Origin of the sequence: Mycobacterium sp. (assembly GCF_032162605.1) — a bacterium.
Classification (GTDB): Bacteria; Actinomycetota; Actinomycetes; order Mycobacteriales; family Mycobacteriaceae; genus Mycobacterium.
In genome coordinates this window covers 1-16,378 of record NZ_JAVROT010000053.1, presented here as the reverse complement: position 1 = coordinate 16,378, position 16,378 = coordinate 1, and the positions used below count along the sequence as shown (strand labels likewise).

The 16,378-nt window shown below is 66.0% G+C and carries 18 protein-coding genes; 11 read left to right on the top strand and 7 right to left on the bottom strand.

Annotated features, from left to right (window positions below):
- The 6 genes from rpoA to infA all read right to left on the bottom strand — a co-directional run.
- Positions 1–598, bottom strand: a 598-nt coding sequence (gene rpoA / locus QOI01_RS02920) for a DNA-directed RNA polymerase subunit alpha (protein ID WP_526378427.1), incomplete at its 3' end; no start/stop codon positions are given.
- A 93-nt stretch (positions 599–691) separates the two neighbouring features.
- Positions 692–1,297 carry a 30S ribosomal protein S4 gene (rpsD, locus tag QOI01_RS02915; protein ID WP_526378425.1) on the bottom strand — a complete coding sequence of 202 codons (606 nt, stop codon included), beginning with the start codon at positions 1,295–1,297 and terminating at the stop codon, positions 692–694.
- A gap of 13 nt (positions 1,298–1,310) precedes the next feature.
- A complete protein-coding gene (rpsK, locus tag QOI01_RS02910) occupies positions 1,311–1,736 on the bottom strand; it encodes a 30S ribosomal protein S11 (protein ID WP_526378423.1) in 426 nt (141 codons plus the stop codon).
- A 4-nt stretch (positions 1,737–1,740) separates the two neighbouring features.
- Positions 1,741–2,115 carry a 30S ribosomal protein S13 gene (gene rpsM / locus QOI01_RS02905; RefSeq protein WP_526378421.1) on the bottom strand — a complete coding sequence of 125 codons (375 nt, stop codon included), beginning with the start codon at positions 2,113–2,115 and terminating at the stop codon, positions 1,741–1,743.
- 206 nt (positions 2,116–2,321) lie between these two features.
- Positions 2,322–2,435 (bottom strand): 50S ribosomal protein L36, encoded by a 114-nt coding sequence (gene rpmJ, locus QOI01_RS02900; RefSeq protein WP_079925868.1) that lies wholly within the window; start codon positions 2,433–2,435, stop codon positions 2,322–2,324.
- 27 nt (positions 2,436–2,462) lie between these two features.
- Entirely contained in the window at positions 2,463–2,684 is a 222-nt protein-coding gene (gene infA, locus QOI01_RS02895) for a translation initiation factor IF-1 (RefSeq protein WP_003418601.1), read from the bottom strand.
- Positions 2,685–2,921: 237 nt separating this feature from the next.
- On the opposite strand from infA, the gene QOI01_RS02890 reads away from it, so the two are divergent.
- From QOI01_RS02890 to mmsB, 9 genes are all read left to right on the top strand, one after another.
- A complete protein-coding gene (locus QOI01_RS02890; protein ID WP_526378419.1) occupies positions 2,922–4,619 on the top strand; it encodes an NAD(P)/FAD-dependent oxidoreductase in 1,698 nt (565 codons plus the stop codon).
- A gap of 15 nt (positions 4,620–4,634) precedes the next feature.
- Positions 4,635–6,104 (top strand): ATP-binding protein, encoded by a 1,470-nt coding sequence (locus QOI01_RS02885; protein WP_526378417.1) that lies wholly within the window; start codon positions 4,635–4,637, stop codon positions 6,102–6,104.
- A 58-nt stretch (positions 6,105–6,162) separates the two neighbouring features.
- Positions 6,163–7,047, top strand: coding sequence for an LLM class F420-dependent oxidoreductase (locus QOI01_RS02880; RefSeq protein ID WP_526378415.1), 885 nt, complete (start codon positions 6,163–6,165; stop codon positions 7,045–7,047).
- Between the two features lie 59 nt (positions 7,048–7,106).
- Complete coding sequence (locus QOI01_RS02875) at positions 7,107–7,964, top strand: LLM class F420-dependent oxidoreductase (protein WP_526378413.1); 858 nt, start codon at positions 7,107–7,109, stop codon at positions 7,962–7,964.
- Between the two features lie 26 nt (positions 7,965–7,990).
- A complete protein-coding gene (rfbB, locus tag QOI01_RS02870) occupies positions 7,991–8,986 on the top strand; it encodes a dTDP-glucose 4,6-dehydratase (protein ID WP_526378411.1) in 996 nt (331 codons plus the stop codon).
- A complete protein-coding gene (gene rfbC / locus QOI01_RS02865) occupies positions 8,983–9,594 on the top strand; it encodes a dTDP-4-dehydrorhamnose 3,5-epimerase (RefSeq protein ID WP_526378409.1) in 612 nt (203 codons plus the stop codon). The genes rfbB and rfbC overlap by 4 nt, the downstream gene beginning before the upstream one ends.
- Positions 9,595–9,849: 255 nt before the next feature.
- On the top strand, positions 9,850–11,370 hold the full coding sequence (locus QOI01_RS02860; RefSeq protein WP_526378407.1) for a CoA-acylating methylmalonate-semialdehyde dehydrogenase: 1,521 nt from the start codon (positions 9,850–9,852) through the stop codon (positions 11,368–11,370).
- 11 nt (positions 11,371–11,381) lie between these two features.
- The gene (locus QOI01_RS02855; protein WP_526378406.1) at positions 11,382–12,548 is read left to right on the top strand and encodes an acyl-CoA dehydrogenase family protein; all 1,167 of its coding nucleotides are present in this window, start codon (positions 11,382–11,384) and stop codon (positions 12,546–12,548) included.
- Between the two features lie 26 nt (positions 12,549–12,574).
- Positions 12,575–13,450 carry a 3-hydroxyisobutyrate dehydrogenase gene (mmsB, locus tag QOI01_RS02850; RefSeq protein ID WP_526378429.1) on the top strand — a complete coding sequence of 292 codons (876 nt, stop codon included), beginning with the start codon at positions 12,575–12,577 and terminating at the stop codon, positions 13,448–13,450.
- Here the strand turns inward: mmsB and QOI01_RS02845 are convergent.
- Positions 13,436–14,215: an HAD family hydrolase gene (locus QOI01_RS02845; RefSeq protein WP_526378404.1), complete on the bottom strand. Its 780-nt coding sequence runs from the start codon at positions 14,213–14,215 to the stop codon at positions 13,436–13,438. The two genes, mmsB and QOI01_RS02845, sit on opposite strands and share 15 nt — an antisense overlap.
- A gap of 103 nt (positions 14,216–14,318) precedes the next feature.
- On the opposite strand from QOI01_RS02845, the gene QOI01_RS02840 reads away from it, so the two are divergent.
- Together QOI01_RS02840 and QOI01_RS02835 are read left to right on the top strand one after the other, a co-directional pair.
- Positions 14,319–14,972, top strand: coding sequence for a response regulator transcription factor (locus tag QOI01_RS02840; protein WP_526378402.1), 654 nt, complete (start codon positions 14,319–14,321; stop codon positions 14,970–14,972).
- Positions 14,969–16,228, top strand: coding sequence for a GAF domain-containing sensor histidine kinase (locus tag QOI01_RS02835; RefSeq protein ID WP_526378400.1), 1,260 nt, complete (start codon positions 14,969–14,971; stop codon positions 16,226–16,228). The genes QOI01_RS02840 and QOI01_RS02835 overlap by 4 nt, the downstream gene beginning before the upstream one ends.
- The last annotated feature ends 150 nt before the right edge of the window (positions 16,229–16,378 follow it).

Sequence of the window (16,378 nt, the reverse complement as noted above, 5' to 3'; positions counted from 1 at the left end):
TCTTGGTCTCGACGTCGAGGATCAGCTTGTCGAAGTCGGTGCGCTGCTCGACGCGGGTGGCCTCCACCTTGTAGGTGACCTTCAGCACCGGCGAGTAGATCGAGTCGACCGGGATGCGGCCGATCTCAGCGCCCGAGGCCTTGTTCTGCACGGCGGGCACGTAACCGCGGCCGCGCTCGACGACGAGCTCGACCTCGAGCTTGCCCTTGTCGTTCAGGGTGGCGATGTGCATGTCGGGGTTCTGCACCGTCACACCCGCGGGCGGAACGATGTCACCGGCGGTGACGGCACCCGGGCCCTGCTTGCGCAGGTACATGGTGACCGGCTCGTCCTCCTCGGACGAAACCACCAGGCTCTTGAGGTTCAGGATGATGTCGGTGACGTCTTCCTTCACCCCGGGAACGGTGGTGAATTCGTGCAGCACGCCGTCGATGCGGATGCTGGTGACCGCTGCGCCGGGGATCGACGACAGCAGCGTGCGCCGAAGCGAGTTACCCAGGGTGTAGCCGAATCCGGGCTCCAGGGGCTCGATGACGAACTTGGACCGGTTCTCGGCGAGGCTCTCTTCGGACAGGGTGGGGCGCTGAGAGATCAGCATGGTGTTTCTCTATCTCCTTCTCGACATCCGCTATTTGATGCCGGTAGGTGGCTGTAGGCCGCAGGCCGCAGGCTTACAGAAGGACAGCACGCGTTACTTCGAGTAGAACTCGACGATCAGCTGCTCGGCGAGCGGCACCTGGATCTGTGCGCGCTCGGGAAGCTGGTGAACGAGGATGCGCTGACGCTCCCCGACGACCTGCAGCCAGCCCGGGATCGGGCGATCGCCCGCCGTCTGCCGGGAGAGCTCGAACGGCAGCGTGTTCAGCGACTTCTCGCGGATGTCGATGATGTCGTACTGCGAGACCCGGTAGCTGGGAATGTCGACCTTCACGCCGTTGACGGTGAAGTGCCCGTGGCTGACCAGCTGACGTGCCATCCGGCGCGTGCGGGCGAGCCCGGTGCGGTATACGACGTTGTCGAGACGACTCTCCAGGATCTGGAGCAGGTTCTCACCCGTCTTGCCCGCGTGGCGGTTGGCCTCTTCGTAGTAGAGACGGAACTGCTTCTCCATGACGCCGTAGGTGAAGCGAGCCTTCTGCTTCTCCTGCAGCTGCGTGCGGTATTCGCTCTCCTTGATCCGCGCGCGGCCGTGCTGGCCAGGCGGGTAGGGGCGCTTCTCGAAGGACTGATCTCCGCCGACCAGGTCGACGCCGAGACGGCGTGACTTGCGGGTGACGGGTCCTGTGTAACGAGCCATTTCTCTATCTCCTCTAGACCCGGCGCCGTTTGGGCGGACGGCAGCCGTTGTGCGGCTGCGGCGTGACGTCGGAAATGGCGCCAACCTCGAGGCCGGCAGCCTGCAGGGAACGGATCGCGGTCTCGCGACCCGAACCCGGGCCCTTCACGAAGACGTCGACCTTCTTCACGCCATGCTCCTGCGCCTTGCGGGCAGCGTTCTCAGCGGCCAGCTGCGCGGCGAACGGCGTCGACTTGCGCGAACCCTTGAACCCGACGTGTCCCGACGACGCCCAGGCGATGACGTTGCCCTGCTGGTCGGTGATGGACACGATCGTGTTGTTGAACGTGCTCTTGATGTGGGCAGCGCCGTGCGGAACGTTCTTCTTTTCCTTGCGGCGAGTCTTCTGGCCTTTCTTGGGGCCAGACGCTGTTCCGCCGCTCTTCTTAGTCGGTGCCATTTAGTTACCTGGCCTTCTTCTTGCCGGCGATGGTGCGCTTCGGGCCCTTGCGGGTGCGCGCGTTGGTCTTGGTTCGCTGGCCACGCACCGGAAGACCGCGACGGTGCCGCAGGCCCTGGTAGCAGCCGATCTCGATCTTGCGACGGATGTCGGCCTGCACCTCACGGCGCAGATCGCCCTCCACCTTCAACGAGCCTTCGATGTATTCGCGCAACTGCGAGACCTGTTCATCGCTGAGGTCCTTGGTGCGCAGATCGAAGTCGATGCCGGTGGCCGACAGAATCTCCTGGGAGCGGGTACGGCCGATGCCGTAGATATAGGTCAGCGCGATCTCCATGCGCTTGTCACGCGGGAGATCGACGCCCATTAGACGTGCCATCAGGCAGTAATTTCCTTCTGCTGTTCGGAGGTCTGTTCCCAGTCCGTTCCCGCCAGCCCGAAGGCTCTTGAACGGGGCCCGGCCTCCGTGCCGGGCGTGCTGAGCGGCCTATCCGCTCAGTGGTACTGGGAAGTCGTCATTCAGTTGTGTTGCTGCGAACTGCGTTCGAGCTTTCTGCGCATTGCGCAGGCGTCCCGTCGCCGCAATCAGCCTTGACGCTGCTTGTGGCGTGGGTCGGAGCAGATCACCATGACCCGCCGATGCCGACGGATCACCCTGCACTTGTCGCAGATGGGCTTGACGCTCGGGTTCACCTTCACGGCGATTCGATCCTGTTCTTTTTCTGGTTATTTGTAGCGGTAAACGATGCGGCCCCGGGAAAGGTCGTACGGAGACAACTCCACTACGACGCGGTCCTCGGGCAGGATGCGAATGTAGTGCTGCCGCATCTTGCCGCTGATGTGCGCGAGCACCTTGTGACCGTTCTCCAACTCAATGCGAAACATCGCATTGGGCAGGGGCTCGACCACGCGGCCCTCGACCTCGATGGCACCGTCTTTTTTAGCCATGTCCTCCGTAATTCCCTGTCTGGCGCCGCAAGCGCCGCCTCCGACTACAAAACGTGAGCCGGATTGGTAAAATTCCAGGACAGGGCACGCAAGAGCCGGCGCGGATGCCGCACCGTTGGTCAATAGTACCCGCTCTTGAGCCCTCCCCAAAATCGTCCGATTCCCCACACCGGTGTTCGCTTAGAGCCTCGCGGTTGAGCCGATATCCGGTGGACGACCAGCGCATAATTGGTGGTGATGACTGGACCTGCTTCCCAGCCCCGCAACCCTGCGATCCTGACCGTGGACGACGATCCAGCGGTGTCGCGCGCGGTGGCAAGAGACCTGCGCCGCCACTACGGCGAGCGCTACCGAATCGTGCGCGCCGAGAGTGGCCCCGACGCCTTGGCGACCCTCAAGGAGCTCAAGCTCCGTGGCGACACCGTAGCGGTACTCGTCGCCGACTACCGGATGCCGCAGATGAGCGGCATCGAGTTCCTCGAAAAGGCGATGGATTTGTTTCCGCTGGCGCGGCGGGTGCTCCTGACCGCCTACGCCGACACCCACGCGGCGATCGACGCCATCAACGTCGTCGATCTGGATCACTATCTGCTCAAACCGTGGGACCCGCCCGAGGAGAAGCTGTACCCCGTGATCGACGGTCTGCTGGAGGAGTGGCGGGCCGTCGGCGACCGCGCGATGCCGTACACGAAGGTGATCGGCCATCGCTGGAACCAGAGGTCGTGGGAGGTGCGCCAGTTCCTGGCGCGCAATCAGTTCCCCTTCCGCGCCTACATGGCGGACGAGCCCAAGGGCAAGCAGCTTCTCGGGGCGGCCGGGCTCGACGGCCTGCAGCTGCCGGTGGTGATCTCCGAGAAGGGCGAGGCTCTGCTCGAGCCGACCGACGGCCAGCTGGCCGAGCTACTCGGCTTGTCCACCGAACCCTCGCTGCCGATGTACGACCTCGCGGTCATCGGCGGCGGCCCCGCGGGCCTCGCGTCAGCGGTGTACGGAGCCTCGGAAGGGCTCGAGACCGTGCTCATCGAACGCACCACCACGGGCGGGCAGGCGGGCCGGAGTTCGCGGATCGAAAACTACCTGGGGTTCGAGAACGGTGTCTCGGGCGCCACCCTGACCAACTCCGCCCGCAGGCAGGCGGAGCGGTTCGGCGCTGAGGTGATCACCACCCGTGACGTGGTGAAACTGCACGTCGGCGAGACCGCACCGACCATTGAGTTCGAGGATGGCAGCAGCATCGGCGCGCGGTCGGTGATCCTCGCGACCGGCGTCGAGTACCAGGAGCTGAAGGTCGTCGGATGCTGGAGTGACCCAGAGGATCCCGACGGCTGCAACTACGTCGGCCGCGGGGTCTACTACGGCGCGTCGGTGTCCGACGCCGAGGAGTGCCGTGACGAGGACGTCTACATCGTCGGCGGCGCGAACTCGGCGGGTCAGGCCGCGATGTTCATGTCCAAGACCGCGAAGTCGGTGACGCTGTTGGTGCGCGGCCCCTCGCTGGAGGCGTCGATGTCGCACTATCTGATTGAGCAGATCGACAAGAACGACAAGATTCACGTCCGGACCTGCACAGAGGTCATCGACACGGTCGGTGAAGACGACCATCTCTCGGGACTGGTGCTGCTGGACAGGCAGTCGGGCGAGCGGACGACGGTGACCTGCGGGAGGATGTGTTGCTACATCGGGGCGACCCCGCAAACGGACTGGCTCGACGGTGTGCTGGCACTCGACGATCGCGGGTTCGTGCTCGCCGGGCCGGACCTGAAGGACGTCTGCGGCTGGAATCGGGAACGTCCGCCGCATCATCTGGAAACAAGTGTGCCCGGTGTGTTTGTTGCAGGTGACGTGCGATCAGAATCCGCGAAGCGGGTAGCGGCTGCCGTCGGCGAAGGGTCGATGGCCGTGATGCTGGTCCACCGCTACCTGGCCGAGGCCTAGAAAGAAGGACGAGCCATGGGTGAAACCTGTCTGCCCGATGAACTCCGCACGCTGTTCCTGTTCGAGAAGCTGACCGACCGGCAACTCGAATCGCTCTGTGTGCACGGCCACCTCGCTCGTTTCGAGCCGGGGCCGATCTGCATCGAAGGTGAGGCCGCGACCTGCTTCTACGTCCTCATCGAGGGCGAGTTGGCCATGTCCAAGCGCTCCGGCGGCGCCGACATCGAAACCAACCGGACGTCGCAGCGGGGGGTCTACTGCGGCGCATGGAGCGCCTACGTCGACGGCGTCCCCCAGGTCTACGAGTCCTCCGTGCGGGTGACGAAGCCGTCGAAGTTCTTCGTGCTCGACGCCGCGGCGTTCGGCAACTTCGTCAAGACCGAGCTCCCGATGGCGGTGCATCTGCTCGAAGGCCTCAAGGTCGGCGGGCTGAGGCAGCGGCAGATCATCGACCAGCGCGAGAAGCTGCTCGCCCTCGGCCAGTTGTCGGCGGGCCTGACACATCAGCTCAACAACCCGGCCGCAGCGGCCGCCCGCGCGGTGTCCGATCTGCGGGAGAAGATCGCCGGGATGCGCCACAAGTTGGCGATGCTCGCCGACGGCAAGTTCAGCCCCGAGGGCCTACGTGTTCTGGTCACCATTCAGGAGGAGGTCGCCGAGCAGGTTGCGAAGTCGAAGGCCCTGGAGCTGACCGCGCTCGAGGCGTCCGACCGTGAGGACACGATCGGCGACTGGCTGGAAGACCACGGGATCGTGACCGCCTGGGACTACGCGCCGACGTTCGTCGAAGCAGGCCTCGACACCGACTGGCTGGAGCGTATTTCGGCATCGGTCGACGAGGTCGACGCCACGGCCTCGCTGCAGGGTGCGATCGGCTGGCTGAGGTACACCATCGACACCGAGCTGATGATGAACCAGATCGCCGAGGCGAGCAGCCGGATCTCGGCGCTGCTGGCAGGCGCCAAGCAATACTCGCAGATGGACCGCGCGCCGTATCAGAGCGCGAACGTCCACGAACTCCTGCGCAGCACCATCATGATGTTCGGCGAGAAGCTTGGCAAGGACAAATCGGTCAAGCTGGTCAAGGAACTGGACAAGACGCTTCCCGAAATCCAGTGCTACCCAGGCGATCTCAACCAGGTGTGGACCAACGTCATCGACAACGCGATCCAGGCGATGGGCGGTCACGGAACGTTGACCATCCGCACCTCGGCCGTCGGCGAGGACGCCATCAAGGTGGAGATCTGCGACGACGGTCCCGGTATCCCCAAGGACATCGCCGACCGGATCTTCACACCGTTCTTCACCACCAAGGCCTTCGGTGAGGGCACCGGCCTTGGGCTCGACCTGGCGTGGCGCATCGTCGCCCAGAAACACCACGGCAATATCCGAGTCGAATCGAAGCCGGGTGACACCCGGTTCATCATCATCCTGCCGCTGGTCGCCCCCAAGCCCGAGGAAGCGCCCACCGACTTGGCGGAATAGTTCGAATCAGCCCGTTTACGACGGAATATCCACGACGACGCGGCGGGTTGAGCCGGTCATGACGCAGAGCACATCTTCTTCCTCTTCGGGCAAGCCATCATCGAAGCCGAATCTCGGCAAGTTCGGCGTGTTCGGTCACCATGCGCAGTGGCAACGACTGTCCGCTGAACAACTTCAGGAGATCGAGGCCCTCGGCTACGGCGCCATCTGGGCGGGTGGTTCACCGGCCGCCGAGCTCGACTGGGTGGAACCCATTCTTGGAGCGACGAACACGCTGCAGCTGGCGACCGGCATCGTCAACATCTGGACGGCCGAGGCGGGTCCCGTCGCGGAGTCGTTCCACCGCATCGACAAGGCCTATCCGAACCGGTTCCTGCTCGGCATCGGCGTCGGCCACCCCGAAGCGCATGCCGAGTACAAGAAGCCGTATGACGCGCTCACCGAATATCTGGACAAGCTCGACGAGTACGGCGTCCCGAAGGATCGCCGCGTCGTCGCCGCGCTCGGACCGCAGGTGCTCAAGCTGTCGGCCAGGCGCAGCGCCGGTGCCCACCCCTACCTGACGTCGCCCGAACACACCGCGCAGGCCCGCGAGCTGATCGGACCCGACGCGTTCCTCGCTCCCGAGCACAAGGCGGTCCTGACCACCGACGCCGCGCAGGCCAGGGCCGCGGGGCGCAAGGCCCTCGAGATCTACCTGAACCTGGCCAACTACACGAACAACTGGAAGCGGCTCGGGTTCACCGACGAGGACATCGCCAAGCCGGGCAGCGACGCACTGGTCGACGCCTTCGTCGCCCATGGCACCGTCGACGCCGTCGCCACCAGGCTCAAGGAGCATCTCGCCGCGGGCGCCGACCATGTTCCGGTTCAGGTGTTGACGAGTAGTGACAAGCTGGTACCCGCGCTAGCCGAACTGGCCGGGCCGCTCGGCCTGCAGTGAGCAAACTCCACCTGAAGGGACTCCCATGACTTACCAGCGAGAAGCGAAGCGGATCGCGCATGACTGACGCAGTCGCCCTCAAGCCGAACCTCGGGCGCTTTGGCGTCTGGACCTTCGGGGCGGTGACACCGGAGCAGGCCGTCGAGATCGAGAAACTGGGTTACGGCGCCGTGTGGGTCGGCGGGTCCCCTGCCGGTGATCTGGCCTTCGCCGAGCCCATCCTCGAAGCGACGGACACCCTTCAAGTGGCCACCGGCATCGTCAACGTGTGGACGGCGCCTGCCGATCAGGTTGCCGAGTCCTATCACCGGATCGAGAAGGCTCATCCAGGCCGGTTCCTGCTCGGCATCGGCATCGGGCATCCCGAGCACACCGACGAGTACCGCAAACCGTACGACGTGCTCGTCGAGTACCTGGATGCGCTCGACGCCGCCAGCGTTCCGACCAGCCGCCGCGTGGTCGCGGCACTCGGCCCCAAGGTGCTCAAGCTATCGGCCAAGCGCAGCGCGGGCGCCCACCCCTATCTGACGACGCCCGAACACACCGCACAGGCACACGACCTGATCGGGCCCAGCGTCTACCTCGCCCCCGAACACAAAGTGGTGCTGACCAGGGATGCGGCTCAAGCGCGCGAGATCGGCCGCAAGACGGTCGAGTTCTATCTCGACCTGAGCAACTACCTGAACAACTGGAAGCGACTCGGCTTCACCGACGGGGACCTCGCCAAGCCGGGTAGCGACAAGCTCGTCGACGCCATGGTGGCCCACGGGACGCCCGAGGCCATCGCAGCACGCCTGAACGAGCACCTCGCCGCGGGCGCCGACCACGTCGCCATCCAGGTACTCGGTGGCGAGGACAAGCTGATTCCGACGCTCACGGAGTTGGCGGGTCCATTGGGGCTCGCGGCCGCCAGCTAGCTCGGCACCCGCTAGGGTTTGTCACCATGCGTTTGCTGGTCACTGGGGGCGCCGGTTTCATCGGCGCCAACTTCGTACATTCTGCGGTGCGCGAGCATCCGCAGGTCGACGTGACGGTGCTCGACGCCCTGACATACGCCGGTAGTCGCGAGTCGCTCGCACCAGTGGCAGACGGCGTCCGCCTGGTGCACGGAGACATCAGCGACCGCGAACTGGTGGACAAGCTCGTCGCCGAAGCCGACGCCGTCGTGCACTTCGCCGCCGAGACGCACGTGGACAATGCACTCGCGGACCCGGAACCGTTCCTGCGCACCAACGTGATCGGGACGTTCACCGTGCTGGAAGCAGTACGTCGGAACGCCGTCCGGCTGCACCACGTGTCGACCGACGAGGTCTACGGCGACCTGCCGCTCGACGATCCGATCCGCTTCACCGAGGCCACGGCGTACAACCCGTCGAGCCCGTACTCGGCGACCAAGGCCGCCTCCGACATGCTGGTGCGCTCCTGGGTCCGGTCCTACGGCGTGCGCGCGACGATCTCCAACTGCTCCAACAACTACGGGCCGTACCAGCATGTCGAGAAGTTCATCCCGCGCCAGATCACCAACGTGCTGACGGGCAGGCGCCCCAAGCTGTACGGCGCTGGAGCGAACGTCCGAGACTGGATCCACGTCGCCGACCACAACGACGCCGTATGGCGCATCCTCTCCGACGGCGAGCTGGGTCGGACGTATCTGATCGGTGCCGACGGCGAGCGCGACAACCTGTCGGTGATGCGGACGCTGCTGCGCCTCATTGGCCGAGAACCGGACGACTTCGACCACGTGACCGACCGCGCGGGCCATGACCTGAGGTACGCGATCGACCCGGGGGCGCTGCGCGACGGGTTAGGGTGGACCCCACGGCATACCGACTTCGAGTCTGGTCTCGCCGAGACGATCGACTGGTACCGCAACAATGAATCCTGGTGGCGCCCCTTGAAGGATGCGTCCGAGGCGATGTACGAGGAGCGAAACCAGTGACCTTCCGCGAACTCTCGGTCCCCGGCGCCTGGGAGATCACCCCGACCGTGCGCCCCGACCCGCGCGGGCTGTTCTTCGAATGGTTCACGGACACAGAGTTCACCGAGATGACGGGACACCGCCTCGATCTCCGCCAGGCCAACATCTCGGTATCGGCGGCGGGAGCGCTGCGTGGCCTGCACTTCGCGCAGTTGCCGCCGAGTCAGGCGAAGTACACGACGTGCCTGCGTGGCGCCGTCTTCGACGTGGTGGTCGACATCCGGGTCGGTTCGCCGACGTTTGGTCACTGGGACTCCGTCTTGCTCGATGCCCGCGACTACCGGACCGTCTACGCGTCCGAAGGACTCGCCCACGGTTTCCTTGCCCTGCAGGATGATTCGACCGTCGCTTACCTATGCTCCGCTGGCTACTCCCCCACCCGCGAGCACACCATCCGAGCCACCGATCCCGACATCGGGATCGATTGGCCCCTCGTCGACGGTGCGTTGCCGAATCTCTCCGAGCGGGATGCCGCCGCACCGACACTCGCCGAAGTTGAGGCGGCAGGGCTGCTACCAACGTACGAGGACGCGCTGGCGTTCACCGAAGGCCTTCGCGGCGACGCCTGAACCACGTTCGGTGAACCCTGCGATGCCGACGGTGCGCGATGATGCGAAAGCCGACGATCGGAATGTGCTGAACGTCGGGCTTGGTTGACTCACGGCCAGCCCCCGCGAGGAGCCCCCCGATCCCGCGAGCGTGCGTGTCTGTGCGCGACACGCCGGGTGCAAATGACAGCCCGCGCACGCTGGTCCTTGCGTACGACGATCCACTATTACTAGGATATCCTAGTAATAGTGATTTCTCGCCGAAGGACAGCCCCAATGACCGCACAGATCTCGCACTTCATCGACGGCCAGCGCGTGGCGGGCCAATCCGGCCGCACCGCCGACGTGCTGAACCCCAGCACGGGCGAGGTCCAGTCGCAGGTGCCCATGGCGTCGCCCGCGGAGGTCGACGCCGCCGTCGCGATCGCCGTCGAGGCGCAGAAGGAGTGGGCCGCCTGGAACCCACAGCGCCGGGCCCGGGTGATGATGAAGTTCGTCGAGCTGGTCAACAAGAACGTCGACGAACTCGCCGAACTGCTATCGCTGGAGCATGGCAAGACGGTTGCCGACTCACGTGGCGACATTCAGCGCGGTGTCGAGGTGATCGAGTTCGCCATCGGCATCCCGCACCTTCTGAAGGGTGAGTACACCGAGGGTGCGGGCGGCGGCATCGACGTCTACTCGCTGCGTCAGCCCCTCGGCGTCGTCGCGGGCATCACCCCGTTCAACTTCCCCGCGATGATCCCGCTCTGGAAGGCGGGCCCGGCACTGGCCTCTGGCAACGCCTTCATCCTCAAGCCCAGCGAGCGTGACCCGTCAGTGCCCGTACGGCTGGCCGAACTGTTCCTCGAAGCCGGTCTGCCGAAGGGCGTGTTCCAGGTCGTGCACGGTGACAAGGAGGCCGTCGACGCCATCCTGCACCACCCAGACATCCAGGCGGTCGGCTTCGTTGGCAGCTCCGACATCGCCCAGTACATCTATTCGACCGCGGCGGCCAACGGCAAGCGCGCACAGTGTTTCGGCGGCGCCAAGAACCACATGATCGTGATGCCCGACGCCGACCTCGACCAGGCCATCGACGCCCTCATCGGCGCGGGATACGGAAGCGCGGGCGAACGCTGCATGGCGATCAGCGTCGCGGTCCCGGTCGGCGAAGAAACAGCGCAACGGCTTCGTAATAGGCTCGTCGAGCGAATCAACCAGTTGCGCGTCGGCCACAGCCTCGACCCCAAGGCCGACTACGGCCCACTGGTGACCTCAGCGGCACTGGCGCGGGTCAAGGACTACATCGGCCAGGGCGTCGAAGCGGGCGCGGAGATCGTGGTCGACGGTCGCGAACGCGCGAGCGACGACCTCACCTTCGGTGACGCCAGCCTGGAGGGCGGGTACTTCATCGGACCGACCCTGTTCGACCACGTCACCACGGACATGTCGATCTACAAGGACGAGATCTTCGGCCCCGTGCTGTGCATCGTGCGCGCCAAGGACTACCAGGAGGCGCTCGCACTGCCGTCGGATCACGAATACGGCAACGGCGTCGCGATCTTCACCCGTGACGGCGACACCGCGCGCGACTTCGTCTCACGCGTCCAGGTCGGCATGGTGGGTGTCAACGTGCCGATCCCGGTTCCAGTGGCGTATCACACCTTCGGGGGCTGGAAGCGGTCCGGCTTCGGCGATCTCAACCAACACGGTCCCGCATCGATCATCTTCTACACGAAGGTCAAGACGGTCACCCAGCGCTGGCCGTCCGGCATCAAGGATGGCGCTGAGTTCTCCATCCCGACCATGAACTAGAGCTGAACTCCATGGACTACTTCGGTCTCGGCGAAGACGAACGCGTCATCGCCGAGACGGCCGCCGCGTTCGCCGAGAAGCGACTGGCGCCCTTCGCGTTGGAATGGGATGCCGCCAAGCACTTTCCGGTCGACGAGATGCGCGAGGCGGCCGAACTCGGCATGGCGGCCATCTACTGCCAGGAGGACGCGGGCGGCAGTGGGCTGCGACGCCTCGACGGGGTGCGGATCTTCGAGCAGCTCGCCGTGGCCGATCCGACGGTGGCCGCGTTTCTGTCGATCCACAACATGTGCACCTGGATGGTCGACACCTACGGCACCGCCGAGCAGCGCAAGAGTCTGGTGCCGCGGCTGGCGTCGATGGAGTTGATCGCCAGTTACTGTCTCACCGAGCCCGGGGCCGGTTCGGACGCAAGCGCCCTGCGCACCAGGGCTGTTCGAGACGGCGACCATTACGTGCTCGATGGCGTCAAGCAGTTCATCTCCGGTGCAGGAGCGTCCGACGTGTACGTCGTGATGGCACGGACCGGTGGTGACGGGCCGCGTGGCATCTCGGCGTTCGTCGTCGAGAAGGACACGCCCGGGGTCAGTTTCGGCGCCGGCGAATACAAGATGGGGTGGAATGCACAGCCCACCGCGCAGGTGGTGTTCGAGGGCGCCCGCGTGCCGGTCGATGCGATGCTGGGTGGCCCTGGGGGCGAGGGCACCGGCTTCGGCATCGCGATGAACGGGCTCAACGGCGGCCGCATCAACATTGCCGCGTGCTCGCTCGGGGGTGCGCAGGCCGCATACGACAAGGCCGTCGCCTATCTCGCCGACCGCGAGGCGTTCGGCGTGACGCTGCTCGACGAGCCAACCATCCGCTTCACCCTTGCCGACATGGCGACCACGCTGGAGTCCTCGCGAAACCTGTTGTGGCGGGCTGCATCAGCACTCGACGACAATCACCCCGACAAGGTGGAGCTGTGCGCGATGGCAAAGCGCTACGTCACCGACGCCTGTTTCGGCGTAGCCGACCAGGCGCTGCAGCTTCACGGCGGCTACGGATACCTGCGCGAGTACGGCCTCGAGAAGATCGTCCGCGATCTGCGAGTGCATCGCATTCTCGAGGGAACCAACGAAATCATGCGTGTGGTGATCGGGCGGGCTGAAGCCGCTCGGGCCCGCGCGTCGGCGTAATACCGGAAGGACAGTCAATGGCGTCACTGGCGACGATCGCGTTCTTGGGACTCGGCAACATGGGCGGCCCGATGGCGGCCAACCTCGTCGCGGCCGGACATCCGGTGCGCGGCTTCGACCTGGTGCCAGCTCTGCAGGCTGCTGCAGAGAGCAAGGGCGCCAAGGTCTTCGGCAGCGGCGCCGCGGCCGTCGCGGAGGCGGACGTGGTGATCACCTCGCTGCCCAACGGTGCCATCGTCAAGGCCTGCTACGGCGAGGTTCTGCCAGCCGCCAAGCCGGGCACGCTGTTCATCGACACCTCCACCATCTCGGTCGACGACGCGCGGGCCATCAACGCCGAGGCCGCCGAACACGGTTTCGCGCAGATCGACGCGCCGGTATCCGGCGGCGTCAAGGGTGCCACCGCGGGCACGTTGGCCTTCATGGTCGGCGGGGACGACGACGCCGTCGAGCGGGCCAGGCCCGTGCTGGAACCGATGGCGGGCAAGATCATTCACTGTGGCGGCTCTGGAAACGGCCAAAGCGCCAAGCTATGCAACAACATGGTGCTGGCCGTGCAGCAGATCGCCGTGGGCGAGGCGTTCGTGCTGGCCGAAAAGCTCGGGCTCTCGGCGCAGTCACTGTTCGACGTGATCACCGGCGCCACGGGCAACTGCTGGTCGGTGCACACGAATTGCCCGGTGCCGGGGCCGGTTCCGACGTCGCCCGCAAACAACGACTTCAAGCCGGGCTTCGCGACGGCGCTGATGAACAAGGACCTTGGGCTGGCGATGGCCGCGGTGGACTCGACCGGATCGACCGCCCCGCTGGGCAGCCACGCCGCGGAGATCTACGCGAAGTTCGCGACCGACAACGCCGACAGGGACTTCAGCGCCGTCATCGAGCTCTTACGCGGCAGCTGACCCATTGCCGCTCGCCCACAACCGGCCCTGCAGCCGTTGGCAGTCGGCGATGCGCAGACCGTCATAGTCGGCGCGCGCTCCTGCCGTGTCGGGGTCGACGAGCACTCCGGCCAGACCCACCGCCGAGGCGATCCGCAAACCGGCAGTCGAGCCGGTGAACGCCAGCGAATCACGGGCGTGGGCGCCCATCTCCGCCAACGCCAGGTGGTAGGCGTCGCGGCTCGGCATGGTCTTGACGACGTCGTCGGCGGTGACGATCGTCTGCACCAGACCATCGCCGACCAGTTGCCGCACCAGCGGCTCGACCCACTGGCGGCGTCCGCCGCCGACGATCCCGACGGCTACCCCTGCGGTGAACGCGTCAGTGATCAGCTCGACGAGACCGGCCCGTGGGGCCAGGTCGGCGTCGAGCATCATCTCGTCGACCATCATCGACTTGGTCGCACAGATCTCGTCGACCAGGAGCTTGGCGAGCACGTCGCACTCGGTACAGATGCCCCGCGCCCGCAGTTCGGCCGCAACGCGCTGGCGTTCATCGCTGAGGGCGAGCAGCTTGCGATAGCGCTGGACCGACCATTGCAGGCTCAGGCCGTGCGCGGCGAAGGCCGCGTTGAACGCATGCCGATGGCCACCGCATTCGACGTCGGTCAGGGCCTCGAGGTCGAAGATCACCGCCTGCAGCCGACGCTCGTCGACATGGCTGGGTCGAGAGGAGTCCCACCAGAACCGGCCAGCCCGCCACGATCCCTGCTCCACGGACGACATTGATCAAGGGTGGGCCACGTCACCTCCGCGCACCTCCCCCATCCGGGGGATTGAACAGGCCAAGTTGGGTTACCAGCCCGAATGCCGGTCCTATGGTTGTGTCATGGCACCCGTGCGGCTCGTGCTGGTGGACGACCACGAGATGGTCATCGAGGGGCTCAAGGCCATGTTGGCGTCCTTCGGCGACCGCGTCGAAGTCGTCGGCCAGGCCGTCGGGGCCGAGCGGGCCATCAACGTGATCGCCGACCTGAACCCCGACGTCGTCCTCTGCGACGTGCGGATGCAGGGCTCCAGCGGCCTTGACCTGTGCGCGGCGCTGCGCGACCGCGAGCCGTCTCGCAAGGTCGTCATGCTCTCGGTCTACGACGACGAGCAGTACCTGTTTCAGGCGTTGCGGGTCGGGGCGGCGGGCTACCTCTTGAAGAGCATCAGCAGCGACGAGTTGGTCCGGCAGCTGGAGTTCGCCCACAGCGGCGAGACGGCGATCGACCCGGGGATGGCGGCACGGGCCGTAGACACCGCTGCCCGGTTGCAACGCGACGAATTCTGGCCCGGCGCAAGGCAGGGCCTTACGCAGCGTGAGAGCGAGATCCTGTCCTACGTCGTCAACGGCCTCTCCAACCGCGGCATCGCCACCAAGCTGGTGATCGGCGACGAAACCGTGAAGACCCACCTGAGCTCCATCTATCGCAAGCTCGGCGTGGGGGACCGCACGGGAGCGGTGGCGACGGCCCTGCGGGAGGGCATCTACCGATGAGGCCCTCGGAGGGCAGGAGCGAAGCGACCCGGGAAGTCACCTCGGAGGGCAGGTCGAACGCGGTGCGCGACCTCGTCGACGCCGACCGGGAGCTCGCACTTCTGCGCGAGTTGATCCAGGCCGCCTCGAGCGGGCCTGGTGTCGAGCCGCTGGCCGAGGCCGCGGCGCGCATGATCACGGCGGCCACGGGCACCGACGTCTGGTTCGTGCACGTGCTCGACGACGCCGAACGCTCGCTCACGCTGACGGGTGCGACGCCGCCGTTCGACAGCCAGGTCGGCAAGATCCGACTCCCGTTGGGACAGGGCGTGTCCGGTTGGGTTGCCCGGGTGCGCCAACCGGTGGTCATCATCCACGACAAGGAGAACGACCCCCGCTACAGGCCGTTCGAATCGCTGCGTGGATCGGACTTCACGTCGATGGTGTCGGTGCCGATGGAGACGGAACCCGGCGGCCTGGTGGGCGTGCTCAACGTCCACACCGTCGAGCGCCGCGAGTTCACCGATCGCGACGTCGAACTGCTCCTGGTGATCGGCAGGCTCATCGCGGGCGCCATGCACCAGGCCCGGCTGCACCGCCAACTGGTCGCCCGCGAGCGTGCCCACGAGAACTTCGTCGAGCAGGTCATCGAGGCGCAGGAGCTCGAACGTCGGCGGTTGGCCGGCGACATCCACGACGGAATCTCGCAGCGGCTGGTGACGCTGTCCTACCGGCTGGATGCGGCCGCCAGGGCGGTCGGCGAGGACCCCGACGTGGTCGCCCTGCAGTTGGGCATGGCAAGAGAATTGGTGGACCTCACGCTTCAGGAGGCACGCGCCGCGATCGGTGGGCTGCGGCCGCCGGTTCTCGACGACCTCGGCCTTGCGGGCGGACTGGCCAGCCTGGCCAGATCCATCCCGCAGGTCGACATCGACGTCGACCTGGCCGATGCCCGACTTCCCGACCACATCGAGATCGCGCTGTACCGCATCGCGCAGGAGTGCCTGCAGAACGTCGTCAAGCACGCCAAGGCCACCAACGCAAGCCTGACCTTCTCGGTGAGCGACGACTCTGCACGGCTTGAAATCGTTGACAACGGAACCGGTTTCGACACCTTCGAGCATCCGCTCGGCGGCGATGAGATGGGCGGCTACGGGCTGCTGTCGATGGCCGAGCGCGCCGAGATCGTCGGCGGCCGGTTAAACATCCGCTCGCGACCGGGATCTGGGACGGCGGTCACCGCGACGATCCCGCTGCCCTCCCTTCCCGCCGAGTGAGGCTCAGTCACCCCGGACCTCGAGGGGACAGTCGTCCTTCAGGTGTCCTTCGATCGCAGCGATGACGTCGTCGGAGGCCTCGCGCAGCACGGCGAGACGTTCGGGCCCAACGCTAGAAGTCGCCGGCCCGGCGGCGAAGCGTCTCGATCG

Coding starts and splice junctions, on each gene's coding strand:
- rpsD (WP_526378425.1), bottom strand. CDS start 1,297: ATGGCTCGTTACACAGGACCCGTCACCCGCAAGTCACGCCGTCTCGGC.
- rpsK (WP_526378423.1), bottom strand. CDS start 1,736: ATGGCACCGACTAAGAAGAGCGGCGGAACAGCGTCTGGCCCCAAGAAA.
- rpsM (WP_526378421.1), bottom strand. CDS start 2,115: ATGGCACGTCTAATGGGCGTCGATCTCCCGCGTGACAAGCGCATGGAG.
- infA (WP_003418601.1), bottom strand. CDS start 2,684: ATGGCTAAAAAAGACGGTGCCATCGAGGTCGAGGGCCGCGTGGTCGAG.
- QOI01_RS02890 (WP_526378419.1), top strand. CDS start 2,922: ATGACTGGACCTGCTTCCCAGCCCCGCAACCCTGCGATCCTGACCGTG.
- QOI01_RS02885 (WP_526378417.1), top strand. CDS start 4,635: ATGGGTGAAACCTGTCTGCCCGATGAACTCCGCACGCTGTTCCTGTTC.
- QOI01_RS02880 (WP_526378415.1), top strand. CDS start 6,163: ATGACGCAGAGCACATCTTCTTCCTCTTCGGGCAAGCCATCATCGAAG.
- QOI01_RS02875 (WP_526378413.1), top strand. CDS start 7,107: ATGACTGACGCAGTCGCCCTCAAGCCGAACCTCGGGCGCTTTGGCGTC.
- rfbB (WP_526378411.1), top strand. CDS start 7,991: ATGCGTTTGCTGGTCACTGGGGGCGCCGGTTTCATCGGCGCCAACTTC.
- QOI01_RS02860 (WP_526378407.1), top strand. CDS start 9,850: ATGACCGCACAGATCTCGCACTTCATCGACGGCCAGCGCGTGGCGGGC.
- QOI01_RS02855 (WP_526378406.1), top strand. CDS start 11,382: ATGGACTACTTCGGTCTCGGCGAAGACGAACGCGTCATCGCCGAGACG.
- QOI01_RS02845 (WP_526378404.1), bottom strand. CDS start 14,215: ATGTCGTCCGTGGAGCAGGGATCGTGGCGGGCTGGCCGGTTCTGGTGG.
- QOI01_RS02840 (WP_526378402.1), top strand. CDS start 14,319: ATGGCACCCGTGCGGCTCGTGCTGGTGGACGACCACGAGATGGTCATC.
- QOI01_RS02835 (WP_526378400.1), top strand. CDS start 14,969: ATGAGGCCCTCGGAGGGCAGGAGCGAAGCGACCCGGGAAGTCACCTCG.